11 protein-coding genes are annotated in these 12,357 nt (G+C 68.9%); 8 read left to right on the top strand and 3 right to left on the bottom strand.

Annotated elements, in window-relative coordinates; all coding sequences use genetic code 11:
- Positions 1-52: 52 nt before the first annotated feature.
- Both OM977_RS16350 and OM977_RS16345 read right to left on the bottom strand, forming a co-directional pair.
- On the bottom strand, positions 53-313 hold the full coding sequence (locus tag OM977_RS16350) for a YegP family protein (protein WP_264354944.1): 261 nt from the start codon (positions 311-313) through the stop codon (positions 53-55).
- Between the two features lie 141 nt (positions 314-454).
- Positions 455-2,170 carry a bifunctional 3'-5' exonuclease/DNA polymerase gene (locus tag OM977_RS16345; RefSeq protein ID WP_264354943.1) on the bottom strand — a complete coding sequence of 572 codons (1,716 nt, stop codon included), beginning with the start codon at positions 2,168-2,170 and terminating at the stop codon, positions 455-457.
- Positions 2,171-2,261: 91 nt separating this feature from the next.
- Between OM977_RS16345 and ssd the strand changes: the two genes are divergently transcribed.
- The 8 genes from ssd (at position 2,262) to OM977_RS16305 (ending at position 9,743) form a co-directional block, all read left to right on the top strand.
- The gene (gene ssd, locus OM977_RS16340) at positions 2,262-3,383 is read left to right on the top strand and encodes a septum site-determining protein Ssd (protein WP_264354942.1); all 1,122 of its coding nucleotides are present in this window, start codon (positions 2,262-2,264) and stop codon (positions 3,381-3,383) included.
- A gap of 35 nt (positions 3,384-3,418) precedes the next feature.
- Positions 3,419-4,639: a TadA family conjugal transfer-associated ATPase gene (locus OM977_RS16335; RefSeq protein ID WP_264357455.1), complete on the top strand. Its 1,221-nt coding sequence runs from the start codon at positions 3,419-3,421 to the stop codon at positions 4,637-4,639.
- Between the two features lie 263 nt (positions 4,640-4,902).
- Positions 4,903-5,526, top strand: a complete 624-nt coding sequence (locus OM977_RS16330; protein ID WP_333473985.1) for a hypothetical protein — start codon at positions 4,903-4,905, stop codon at positions 5,524-5,526.
- A complete protein-coding gene (locus OM977_RS16325) occupies positions 5,523-6,131 on the top strand; it encodes a type II secretion system F family protein (RefSeq protein WP_264354940.1) in 609 nt (202 codons plus the stop codon). The genes OM977_RS16330 and OM977_RS16325 overlap by 4 nt, the downstream gene beginning before the upstream one ends.
- 172 nt (positions 6,132-6,303) lie before the next feature.
- A complete protein-coding gene (locus tag OM977_RS16320; protein WP_264354939.1) occupies positions 6,304-8,154 on the top strand; it encodes a hypothetical protein in 1,851 nt (616 codons plus the stop codon).
- A 238-nt stretch (positions 8,155-8,392) separates the two neighbouring features.
- Complete coding sequence (locus tag OM977_RS16315; RefSeq protein ID WP_442960661.1) at positions 8,393-8,767, top strand: DUF4244 domain-containing protein; 375 nt, start codon at positions 8,393-8,395, stop codon at positions 8,765-8,767.
- A 164-nt stretch (positions 8,768-8,931) separates the two neighbouring features.
- The gene (locus OM977_RS16310) at positions 8,932-9,297 is read left to right on the top strand and encodes a TadE family type IV pilus minor pilin (RefSeq protein WP_264354937.1); all 366 of its coding nucleotides are present in this window, start codon (positions 8,932-8,934) and stop codon (positions 9,295-9,297) included.
- The gene (locus OM977_RS16305; RefSeq protein ID WP_333473984.1) at positions 9,294-9,743 is read left to right on the top strand and encodes an Rv3654c family TadE-like protein; all 450 of its coding nucleotides are present in this window, start codon (positions 9,294-9,296) and stop codon (positions 9,741-9,743) included. Before OM977_RS16310 ends, OM977_RS16305 begins: the two co-directional genes overlap by 4 nt.
- Positions 9,744-9,834: 91 nt before the next feature.
- On the opposite strand, the gene OM977_RS16300 is transcribed toward OM977_RS16305, so the two are convergent.
- Entirely contained in the window at positions 9,835-12,324 is a 2,490-nt protein-coding gene (locus OM977_RS16300; protein WP_264354936.1) for a DEAD/DEAH box helicase, read from the bottom strand.
- Positions 12,325-12,357: the final 33 nt, after the last annotated feature.

Below are 12,357 nucleotides of genomic sequence, written 5' to 3'. Positions count from 1 at the left end.
GGGGCAGGAAGGCCCGTCAGCCGGTCCCGGGCAAGGCTAGCGTGGGACTACGCTAGCGTGGGGCGAGCCGCGGGCTCGTCCGCGTGCTGCCGGGCCGGGTTGCCTCCCGGCCGGCCGGCGCGTTCTTCCTGGGCCTCGACTTGTCGACGACCAAGCCGGTGGCGGCGTTTTCGCGCACAGCGGTAATGCCCGCGGCAGCGGCCTTGATGGTATTGAACAATGGCGAAACGGCGACCACCGTTCCATCCGGTGCGGTCAGCTTGAAGAAGTAGGCTTTCTCTCCAGCCTCGGCGATCTCAAAAATGCCAGCCAATCTGCTGCCTTCCCAAATCCATGCGTCGTTGCATCGGCCGGTGCAACCAGAACGGCTGTCGGCCTTTTCGAGCCTAACCGGGCTGATGGACCGGACACAACGCTACCGACGGGTACGTTACGGGCGGCGGTTTCCGTTGCCCTATTTCGCCTTGTCGTAGGAGTCCACAACGGCCACGCTGACAGGGAACTCGACCGGTATGCGGCCGAAAAGCAGCTCCTTGGCGGCATTAGCAGCCTCCTCGATGGCCACGATGCAGTCCCCCACCGCTTCGTCCGGGCAATGGACCATGACTTCGTCGTGGAGGAAAAACACCAGTTCCCCGGCGGGCACGCCGCCCGTGCGCATGGCCCGCAACCGCCGTCGCAATTCGGCCAGCCAGCATGCCGCCCAATCCGCGGCTGAGCCCTGCACCACGAAGTTGCGGGTGAACCGGCCCCGCGACCGGGCCAGGGAATCGGCACGGCGCTGTTCTTCGGCGGTGGCGGACCGCTGGCTCCGCAACCACCCCTCCGACGGCGGCGGGGTGCTGCGGCCGAGCCGGGAAGTGACAGTTTTCCCGGCCTCACCCTGGCGCGCTGCGTTCTCCACAAACCCGACAGCCCGGGGATAGGTGCGGGCAAGCTGGGGCATGAGGCGCCCGGACTCGCCCGTCGTTGCCCCGTAGATGGCCCCCAGGAGCGCCCCCTTTGCCTTCGCGCGGTCGCCACCGAAACCCTGCGCCGCGATGCCGGCGTAGAGGTCCTTGTCCCGGGCCGCCTCGGCCATCTTTGAGTCCTGGGCGAGCGCCACCAGCACCCGCGGTTCAAGCTGGGAGGCGTCCGCGACGATCAGCTTGTGGCCCGGATCGGCGTGCACGGCGCCCCGGATCTGGCGCGGGATCTGCAGCGCCCCGCCGCCGCGGGAGGCCCAGCGGCCCGAGACCACACCGCCGACGACATACTCCGGCTGGAACCGGCCGTCCTTGACCCATGCATCGAGCCAGGCCCAGCCGTTGGCCGCATGGAGCCGGGACAGCTTCTTGTACGCCAGGAGCGGCCCGATCGCCGCATGCGACGATTCCTTCAGCTCCCACTGGCGGGTGGTCTTCACTTCGATCCCGTTCCGGTGCAGGGCTCGCATGAGCTCCTGGGGCGAATCCGGGTTGAGCGAAGGGGAATTGAGCAGTTGCCGGAGCTCCGTGGTGAGCGCCTCAAGTTTTGCCGGACGGTGGCCCTGGGGAGGGCGCGGTCCTAAGTGGTCGGCGAGAATCTCCTCATGCAGCTCCGTCCGCCAGGGAACCCCCGCGTGTTGCATTTCCGCGGCGATCATGGCCCCTGCGGACTCTGCCGCCAGGAGCAGCTGGAGCCGCTGTTTACGGTTGTCCGGCTGGCTTCCTGCCCCCGCCTGGCTGAGCGCGTCCTGCTGCGCGGCGTATTCTTCACGCAGCTCCTCGACGCTGTGGCGGGGCGCCTGCCGAAGTGCCGGGTCGTCAAACAAAGCGCCCTGATCCGCGGGCGGAGGCGGCGGCTGGAGCACTCGCGGCGGCTGCTGCAGCTCATCGTCCTGGGTCAGCTTCTCCGCGTTTCTCGCGTACGCCGTGTGGGCTGTGAATTCCGAGTGTGCCAGGATCGCGCCGCACAGTGCGAGGTCGTAGCAGCGTTCCAACTCCACCCCGGCGGCCAGCAGGGACGGGTACCAGTCCTGCGTGCGGTGCCAAATCCAGCGCGGACGCCGCTTCTCGAGTTGGAGTACGACGCCGGCCAGTTCCGCTGCGCCGATGACCCTCGGTTCGGGGCTGGCCGGGTGGGGGGCACCCCCGGCGGCGAGTTCCAGCAGGGCTGCGCCGTCAGCGTGGGCGGCCAGCAGCAGATACATAGGTCAATTCTGCCCTGTGGCTGGGTGCGGCTTGTCCACATAGCCCGGCGCGCGGCTTACGGCCGGTCCGGCCCGGGGGCAGAGTGGCCGTATGAGCCGGCATGAGCTATTTCGCCCCGACACCCCACACCGGCGAAGCGCCGGACCCGGTGAAACGGGCTGGCTGCCGGACGCGTCGGCGGAGACGCTGCTGGTAACCGGGGACGAGGTGCTCCGCGGTGAAGTGGAGCGCATCGTGGCGGCGGCCGGGGGCACGTTGCGGACAGTGCTGGACGCAGTGGAGGCGGCGCCGTTCTGGGACCCTGCCGCGGCGGTGCTGGTGGGCAGCGACATCACCACACTCCCGCCGCGGCGCCGGGCGCCCGCCGTGCTGGTCGGACTGAACGCAGACGGGGAGGGCCTCTGGCAATTGGCAGCCGCGATAGGGGCGGAGTGCGTCGCCGTGCTGCCCGACGCCGCGGCCTGGCTTGCCGCGCACCTCAGCCGCTCCCGATCGCCCGTCGCAGGCGGGCTCGTCCTCGGCGTCAGCGGCGGTTGCGGCGGGGCGGGAGCCACCACCGCCGCCATCTGGCTGGCACAGGCCGCTGCACGGCGCGGCGCAAACGTCCTCCTCGTGGACGGGGACCCCCGCGGCGGTGGCCTTGAACTCGCTTTGGCGGCCGAGGACACGCCTGGCCTCCGCTGGCCGGACCTCGCCGGGGCAAGCGGCAGCATCGATCCGGGCCAGCTGGCCGAGTCCCTGCCGACCGCAGGAGGTTTCTCCTTCCTGTCCTGGCCGGGCAGCCGCGACGGTGCCACGGCTGCGGAGACCAGCACGGTGTCCGTCGTCCTGGAAGCTGCCCGGCGCGGCTTTGAACTGGTGGTGCTGGACATCGGTCGTGGATATGAGCCCTTGCGCGCCTTCGCCTGGGACTGCGACCGGCTCCTTCTCATCGTCCCCGCCCAGCTGCGCGCGGCCGTCGCCACCGCGCGGCTGCTGCACGATCTCCCTCCCGTGGAAACCTCCCTTGTGGTCCGGGGCAAGCCCGGAGCCGTGCTGGACGGAGGGCTGATTGCCGACTCGGTCGGACTTCCATTGTCCGGGACCATGCCGGAAGTCCGGGGCACGGCTGCGGCAACTGAACTTGGACGGCTCCTGGTTTCGGGGCAGCAACGCGTCGTTCGCCGTTTCGCCGCAGCGGTACTTGAGCAGAGCGTCGGGGAGCTCCGGTGAGCGCGCACGCAGCGGCGGGGCCCCCGGACGCAGCTGTGCACGGCAGGCGCCGCCTCGGCAGCCGGGCAGGGGCGGGCAGCCCAGCGGACGAGCACCTGCTGCAGACGGTGCGGGAGTCCGTTCTGTCCGAGGCGGGTCCGGTCACTCCGACCCGGGTGGCGGCCGCCGTGCAAGCGACCGGACGGCTGCTCGGCACCGCGGGTGCCCTGGCCGCGGTGGACAGCATCAGCGCGGAACTCACCGGACTGGGTCCGCTGCAGGCACTCGCAAGGGATCCTGCCGTGACGGACATCTTCGTCAACGGCCCGGACTCGGTCTGGCTTGACCGCGGAAACGGCCCGGAGAAGGTGCCGGTGTTCTTCTCTGGTGAGTCACAGATCCGTGCGCTGGCCGCCCGGCTCGTCGCGGCGGGCGGGCGGCGCCTCGACGACGGATCTCCGTGCGTGGACGTCCGGCTCGACGGCGGCTATCGGGTGCACGCGGTCCTGCCGCCGATCTCCACGACGGGCACCCTGCTGAGCGTGAGAATCCGGCGGGAAAGAGTGTTCACGATGCTGGAGCTGCGGCAGATCGGCATGTTCGGCACCCTCATCGGGACGGTACTGGAACGCATGATCGATCGCCGGTTGGGTTTTTTGATCAGCGGAGCCACCGGTACAGGAAAGACGACGCTGCTCGCCACGCTCCTCGGCCTGTGCCTCCAGGGGGAGCGGCTCGTCCTGATTGAAGACGCTTCCGAGCTCAACCCCGTGCACCCGCATGTCGTGTCGCTGGAGACCCGGCATGGAAACCTCGAGGGAACCGGTGTGGTGGACCTGGGCGAGCTGGTCCGCCAGGCGTTGAGGATGCGGCCCGACAGGCTGGTCGTGGGCGAATGCCGGGGTGCCGAGGTCCGGGAACTCCTGACGGCCATGAACACCGGCCACACCGGAGGCGGCGGAACCATCCATGCGAATACCGCTGGAGCCGTCCCCGCCCGGTTGACGGCGCTGGGCGCACTGGCGGGCATGGACCAGGACGCCGTGCGCCTGCAGGTGGCGAGCGCGCTGGACGCCGTGGTCCACGTGGGCCGGACCGGGAACCGGCGGCACGTGGCGAGCATCGGAGTCCTCGAGGACCTCGAAGGAGGCTTGGCTGTCACCGCGGCTCTCGAGGCGGAGGAGGGTGCGAAGGGCGGCGTCCGCTGCGGCCCGGCGTGGCCGAGGCTGGCGGAACGCCTGGGGCTGGACCTAGGGGCAGAGGGAGTCCCGGAGTGACGCCCGCGCTGATCGGAGTGTTGGCCCTCGCCGTTTGGTTGGCGCTTTCGCCGCCCGGCCGTCCGGGCCGGCGGCTCCGACGTCGGATTCCCCCGGCGTCATGGGCGGCGTCGGGGAGGGGGCCGGCCGCCAACCGTCGGGGACCCGGCACGTTGCGAGCCCGGGAACCCGCGGCTGCCCTGCGACGCGGCGCGATGGGCGTGCCGGTGCTCCCCGGTCTGCGGCCGGCGTCGTGGACTCGGTCCGGGCCGCGACACGTACCGATGGCCCAGCTGGTCGAGCAGTCCGCCGCGCTGCTCAGAGGCGGCCGCCCGCCCGCGCGGCTCTGGGATGAGCTGTGGCTGCTCTATGGCGGCGATCCTCGGCCGGGCAGGTCCGCGGCCGATGCCCCACCCGCAGGGCTCGGCTCGGCCTCCCGGGCCATCCTCGCCGCCGCCCGCGCTGCCGCGAGGTGCGGAGTGCCTGTGGGGGAGGCCATCCGCAGGGCAGGCACGGTCCCGGTCTCCGGCGAAGTGCCGGGAAGCCGTGTGTCCGACCAGGAACGCCGTGCCTGGATCGAGTTCGCCGCGTGCTTCGATGTGGCGGAGGCGAGCGGCTGTCCGTTGGCCGACGTTTTGACGCGTTTCGGCGCCCAGTTGGAGGCCGAGGAGGATGCGGAAGCGGCACGACAGACTGCCCTAGCCGGTCCGCGGGCCACTGTTCGCCTGCTCGGCTGGCTGCCCGTCCTCGGATTGGGACTCGGCGTTGTGCTGGGCGTGGACCCGATAAATATCCTGCTGGGGGAGCCGGCAGGCCTTGCAGCGCTGACGGCGGGCGTAGCACTCACAGTGACCGGACGGATCTGGTCGGCGGGGCTTGTCAAGGCAGCGGCCGGACAAACGCGATGACTGCCGAGCTGGCAGGCCTCGCCGTCGCACTACTGCTGGCGGGGGCCGCGGCGGTGGCACTTTCCGACCGCTCCCGGGCCAGGCAACGGCTCAGGCGGCGGCAGCACGAACCCTGGCGGGCAGGGGCCGAAATCCCTCGAACCGCCGAGGGCGACGCGCTGACGGCCGACGCCGCAGGCCTTGGCGACACCGCCATGATGCTCGAGCTGATCGGGGCCATGCTGGACGCAGGGTCCGGACTCGGACGGGCGTTGGAACTGGTCGCGAACCTCGCCGCCCAGGAGTTCCGCCTGCCGCTTCGCCCGGTTGTGTCAGCGCTGGCTATCGGTGCGGACTGGGACGCCGCCTGGCGTAGTTCGAACGTCCGATCGCCCCAACTGCTGGACCTGCAGGACGCCCTGGGCTTCGCCGCCCTTACCGGCGCGCCGTCGTCCGCGGTTTTGTATGCCCAAGCGGCCCGGATCCGCCGGGAACGCTTCAGGTCCGCCGAGAAAAGGGCCGCCGCCCTTGGTGTAAAGCTCGTCGTCCCCCTGGGCCTCTGCTCACTGCCGGCCTTTGTATGCCTCGGCATCCTGCCCGTGTTCCTGGCAATGATGCCCGGCTGACCCCTGGCCCATCCAAGGTTTTCCAAAGTGCACACCGGTACTGTGCGGTAGGCATCGCAGTACGAGCGCCCTCGTGTGTGACCCAGTCATTGCTACCCGCTCAGGGCGTCCGGTATCTCGGTACGTCTGAAAAAAATAATCGGGAGTTGTAGTCAAGGCAGGGGGCAGATCAATGATTCGACTGCGAAGGGCCGGCGTTATTGCGGCGCTTAATCTGTTGGTGGTGGCCGGGCTGGCCGTTGGCGCCACGCCGGCTCATGCCCTCACCTGCACCCCAGCAACGCCGGCACCTACCAACAACTTTCCGGGCACAACAGCGCTGGCCACGAGTTTCGAGGCCCAAACAATCGCAGCGTCCGGCTTCGCCGCCCCCCTCACCTCGGGATCAGGCACGGCCACGATTTCCGAGGTAACTGCCCATTCCGGTCGGTGCGCCGCCAAGCTGCACGTGACCACCGCGGCGGGCTCCCTGGCAAACTTTTCCGCGCCCCTGCCCGCCGGGAGCAAGGACGTCTACGCTGACGGCTGGTTTAACGTCACCGCGAAGGGCGTGGACGGCAACAACGTACCCTACTTCCGCTACTTCACCAATGGCACCCGGGTCCTCGACGTGTACCGCTCCAACAACGGAATCGGCCCACTGTGGCTGCGGGTCGCGTCCCCAACCGGGACCCCCACGTACACCCGGCTGGTGCCCAGCGTGAAACTGGGCAGCTGGCATCACCTGCAACTGCACGCCATCGCCAACGGAGCATCGACCACCGTGGAGATCTGGTTCGATGACAAGCTGGTGTTTTCCAGCGGCCAGGTCGCCATCGACGTCAACACCGTGTCGGCCGTGCAGATGGGCGCTGAACACCGGCGGCAGGCAGGAGACGTCTACATCGATGACGTCGTCATCAAGAGCTCGAAGGGTGTGACCGGCCAGCCCGGAACCTTTGCTCCGATCACTCCCGCCCGGATGCTAGACACCAGGAACGCCTCGGCCGTGGGTGCCGATTCCGCGGTGTCATTCCAGGTCGCGGGCGTAGGGGGCATCCCGGCCAAGGTGGCATCCGTAGTGTTCAACCTGACGGTCACGTCGCCGCGGTCCGCAGGCTTCATCACTGCCTACGCGTCCGGCACTGGTCGCCCGAACGCGTCCAACCTCAACTTCGCCGCCGGGCAAACCGTTCCGAACCTTGTGACGGTCCCGGTAGGGGCCGACGGAAAGGTCACTCTCTTTAACCGATCTCCCGGGAGCTCCCAGCTGATCGCTGACGTTACGGGCTACTACATCACCGGCGCCCCGGCAACACCTGGGTCCTTCAAGTCCCTCGCACCCTCCCGGATCCTGGACACCCGAAACGCAGCGCCCGTCGGTGCGGATTCACCGGTGTCCTTCCAGGTCGCCGGCGCCAACGGCATCCCTGCGTCTGTGGCGTCGGTGGTCTTCAACCTCACCGTGACCGAGGCCCGGTCCTTCGGTTTCATCACAGCCTATGCCTCCGGAACCGGACGCCCCAACGCCTCCAACCTGAACTTTTCTGCCGGTCAGACCGTGCCCAACCTGGTAACCGTTCCTGTGGGAGCGGACGGAAAAGTCACGCTGTTCAACCGCTCCGGCGGTACCGCCCAGCTCATCGCAGATGTCGCCGGGTACTACCTTCCCGGCACGCCGACGGCGCCAGGCGCCTTCAAGGCCATCGGGCCGACCCGGGCACTGGACACCAGAAATGCCGCGGCCGCCGCGGCGGACGCAGCGGTTGCCTTCCGGGTCGCCGGCGCCAACGGCATTCCCGCCAACGTCTCTGCCGTGGTCTTCAACCTGACCGTCACGGCGCCTCAGTCCTTCGGTTTCGTCACCGCCTACGCTTCCGGTACGGCGCGTCCCAACGCGTCCAACCTGAACTTCTCTACTGGGCAGACGGTTCCGAACCTGGTCGCAGTCCCAGTCGGCTCCGACGGGCGGGTTTCGTTGTTCAATCGGTCCACCGGCAGCTCCCAGCTCATCGCCGACGTGGCCGGTTACTTCCTCCGATAGGTACTGAGCAGGGACAGAATCAGGGTCCCGGATGATTGAGGGCCTCCTAGCCTGGTGCGTACCGCCAATGCTAGGAGGCCCACTTCATGTCCCGTGGCCGGTGTTGCCGCCGTGGCCGGTGTTGGAACGGGCGGCCCGGCGATTTTAGGCGGCGCGGGGCGGAGCCGGGCCGGGGCCGACTCGGGGCAGACCGTCCGGAGTCATCCTCCACAGCCTGCCGGATGGCCACGTTTTCCACTTGGCCGTTTTCCGGCCTTACCGGTCTGGCCGGGGTCAGGGAGAGTCGAAGGAGCCGGCGGTTCAGCCGGGTCCTTCGAAAGGAAATCACATGTCGATTCACCGAGACGCCCCGGCCGGAAACCCCCGGGAAGCCGCCGAGCCTGGCACCGCGGAGGTCCGCGAAATTTATCCCGGAGCACGCGCCGCCAACCCGGTCCACGGCAGCCGTCGAAGGCGGAGCGGGGGTTCCGAAGCCGGAATGGCGACCGCCGAGTACGCCATCGCCACCCTGGCTGCCGTGGGCTTTGCCGGGGTCCTCGTGTTCATTATGCGAAGTGACGAGGTCCGCGGGTTCCTGCTCAATCTCATCCGCACGGCACTGGCGTTGCCATGAAGCCCGGACGGCCCGAAACCGAGACTGCCCGCGGTCGGCCGCTCCGGCCCGCACTCTCCGCATACCCAGCAGTCGCCTCTCCACAGGCAGGTGACCGCCTACAGGCGGCGCGTGCCGTTTCCCCGGACAGCTCCTGCCGCGGCGCTATTACCGCCGAATTTGCCGTGGCCTTGCCGGCTGTCGTTCTCCTGCTGGCCATGGTCCTGACCGGCTCGGCCGCCGGGGTGACACAGCTTCGCTTCGAGGAAGCCGCCCGGGCGGGTGCGCGTGCCCTCGCGCGGGGCGAAAGTGCTGCCGCCGTTGACGGGATCGTGCGGCGGCTGGCCGGGGAATCAGCCGGGTCGGCGGTGACTTCCGACGGCACCTGGAGCAGTGTCACTGTCTCGGGCCGGGTCCAAGGCACCGTCGGTTCGCTCATGCCGTGGACTCTCTCCGCCAGCGCCTGGACGCGGCGAGAGACCGCCGTGGCTGCGGGCCCTGTCCGGATCGTACCGGGGCAGCGCCACCAATCGCTGGGGCTGAGTTCGTGAAGCCGCCCCCGACTTTCCCTGCGGAGTCGGCCCCGCTGAGCCACCCTGACCGCGGCTCGGGAACAGTTCTGGCTCTGGCCCTCGGGTTGGTCCTGCTCATGGCGGCGGTCCTGATCGCGCTGCTGGCGCAGGCGGCAGCGTTGGCGTCCCGGGCGGCAGCAGCAGCCGACCTTGCGGCGCTGGCGGCAGCGGATGCGGCCAGGGGGATCACCGACGGCGAGCCTTGCGCTGTTGCCAGCGAGGTCGCAAGGCGCCACCATGCGAGGGTACTGACCTGTTCCGAGGGAGAGGGGGAAACCGTTCAGGTCCGGACGCAGCTCGACTCCGGCACGATGTTCGGGGCGGCCACCGGACTCGCCCGCGCCGGTCCGCCGCCCCCGGAGCCGCCTCCCCCGGAGGCGGTGCCGCCGCCCCCGGAGCCGCCTCCCCCGGAGACGGTGCCGTAGCGTCGCGAGGGAGCGTGCCAGTGCAGATTGCCAGTACCGGCCATGGCCTAAAGAATCAGTGCAGGCTAAGACCCGGAGAGCCAGTGCGGGCTCAGGCCTGGAGGGGAGCCACGTTCAGGTCCGCGCCGCCGTATTTCCCGTTCGACCCTGACATGTCTCCAGCTGAGCCGTCGCCCGCTTGGCAGCCTCCTCCTACGTCGGAGGCACTTATTTCGGCCGTGCCGCCCGCATCCATGAAATCGGAGGCGTCCTTCAATAGGACATCGATCAGCGTGACGGCGGCATCCTTGTCCAGGGGGTTGTTCTTGTTGCCGCATTTGGGGGACTGCACACACGAAGGACAGCCGGACTCGCATTCGCAGGCATTGATCGCGTCGCGGGTGGCGGACAGCCATACCTTCGCCTTCTCGTAACCGCGTTCGGCGAAGCCCGCGCCGCCGGCATGCCCGTCGTAAACGAAGATCGTGGGCACCCCGGTGTCCGCATGGATGGCCGTGGACACGCCGCCGATGTCCCAGCGGTCACTGGAGGCAACCAGCGGCAGGAGCCCGATGGCGGCATGCTCGGCGGCATGCAGGGCGCCGGGGAACTGCGCCTCGATCAGCCCGGCTCCAGTCAGTGACCGGTTGTCCACCACGAACCAGACGGCTTTGGTGAACAAGTCCCGGGCGCCGAGCTGCAGCGGTTCCTCACCGAGGATTTCATTCGAGATCAGTGCCTTGCGCTGGAAGGAGACCACCTGTGTTGTTACCTTCACGTCGCCGAAATGCACCGCCACGTTGCCCCACCGGGTGGTGCGCTGGGTTTCCAGCACCTCGATCTGCGTCACGTCCCGGGCGGTGGTGTAGTAGTCCGGGTTGGCGCGGCGCACCACCACGCAGTGCTCGTCCTCGTTCAGGTCCTCGACCACGTAGCTCTCGCCCTGGTGCACGTAAACGGCTCCGGTGTGCGCCTGGTAGTGCGTCTGCGGCGAGTCCATGGTCCCCAGCAGGGAACCGGTGTCGGCGTCGACTATGCTCACCGGCCCGCCGCCGTCGGCCCGCAGGTTCACCATGGCCGCCGCACTCTGCGGGTGGGTCCAGAACCAGCCGGCGGGGCGTTTTCGCAGGTAGCCCTGGGCCACGAGCTGGTCCAGCAGCTTCTCTGCCGTACCGCCGAACAGCTCCAGTTCGGCGAAGCCCAGCGGTAGTTCGGCGGCCGCGGCGCAGAGGTGCGGACCCAGCACGTAGGGGTTGGAGGGATCGAAGACGGTGGCTTCCACCGAAACGTCGAAGATCGCCTCGGGATGATTCACGAGATACGTGTCCAGCGGATCATCGCTCGCCACAAAGGCGGCGATGGCATCCTGGCCGGCCCGGCCCGCCCGGCCGATCTGCTGGAACAACGACGCGCGGGTTCCCGGCCAGCCTGCCACCAGCACCGCGTCCAGCCCGGAGATGTCGATGCCGAGTTCCAGGGCCGACGTGCTGGAGACGCCCAGGAGCTCGCCGGAGCGCAAGGCCTTCTCGAGGGCGCGGCGCTCTTCCGGCAGGTAGCCCGAGCGGTACGCCGCGACCCGCTGCGGCAGGCTGGGATCCACTTCGTCCAGGAGCCGCTTCGTGATGGACGCAATCGTCTCGGCGCCCCGCCGTGACTTGATGAAGGCAATGGTCCGCACCCGTGAGGAGACCAGGTTGGCCAGCAGGTCCGCGGTTTCCGCCACCGCAGTCCGGCGTTCCTTTGCACCGTTCTCGCCCCGGAGCTCCGTCAGGGCAGGCTCCCAGAATGCGACAGTGGTGGAGCCGTGTGGGGAGGAGTCTTCAGATACGGCGCGGACCGGTGCCCCGATAAGCCTGCCGAAGGACGTCCCCGGCTCCGAGGCGGTGGCCGAGGCTGCGATGAACACGGGTCCGGGGTGCGAACCGTCCGGGCTGTAGTAGGCGCAGATACGGCGAAGCCGGCGCATCAAGTTGGCCACGTGGGAACCGAACACGCCGCGGTAGCTGTGGGCCTCGTCGACGATCACGTAGCGCAGCCGGCGGAAAAACCGTGCCCACCAGGCGTGGTTGGGCAGAATCCCGAAGTGCAGCATGTCCGGATTGGCGAGGATAAAGTTCGCGTGGTCCCGGATCCAGCGCCGCGACGCCGGATCCGTGTCGCCGTCATAGGTCTCGGCCCGCACGGTTGGGAGCTTCAGCGACCGGATGGCGGCCAGTTGGTCGGCAGCCAAGGCTTTGGTGGGAGACAGGTAAAGCGTGACCGCGCCGTCGTCATGAATCTTGCCCGGATCCGCCAGGACGCGCAGCTCCGAGCGGTGGATCGCGTCCAGCGCCGGCAGCTGGTAGGCCAGCGATTTGCCCGAAGCGGTCCCGGTGGCGATCACGACGTGCTCTCCGGCATGGGCCAGATCAGCGGCCTGGATCTGGTGGCGGTACGGCTCATGGATTCCGAGCGAGCCGTAAGCGGTTACCAGATCGGGATGCGCCCACTCGGGCCACGGCGTGTTCACCGCCGGGCGGGAGGGGATAGTGCGCACATGGCGGAGCTGTTCCGGGTCCGGGCCGCGGCCCAGCAACGGAATCAGGGACTCATGTGGGTTCACTCAAACATTCTTTCACCCGGGCTCAAATCGGCC

The organism is Pseudarthrobacter sp. MM222, from assembly GCF_947090775.1.
Taxonomy (GTDB): Bacteria; Actinomycetota; Actinomycetes; order Actinomycetales; family Micrococcaceae; genus Arthrobacter.
Note: the sequence above shows the minus strand (reverse complement) of the source record. Positions and strands in the feature narration are given on the sequence as shown.

Bases quoted from the DNA above. Each gene is read 5' to 3' on its own strand.
- OM977_RS16345 (WP_264354943.1), bottom strand. From the start codon at position 2,170: ATGTATCTGCTGCTGGCCGCCCACGCTGACGGCGCAGCCCTGCTGGAA.
- ssd (WP_264354942.1), top strand. From the start codon at position 2,262: ATGAGCCGGCATGAGCTATTTCGCCCCGACACCCCACACCGGCGAAGC.
- OM977_RS16330 (WP_333473985.1), top strand. From the start codon at position 4,903: ATGGCCCAGCTGGTCGAGCAGTCCGCCGCGCTGCTCAGAGGCGGCCGC.
- OM977_RS16325 (WP_264354940.1), top strand. From the start codon at position 5,523: ATGACTGCCGAGCTGGCAGGCCTCGCCGTCGCACTACTGCTGGCGGGG.
- OM977_RS16320 (WP_264354939.1), top strand. From the start codon at position 6,304: ATGATTCGACTGCGAAGGGCCGGCGTTATTGCGGCGCTTAATCTGTTG.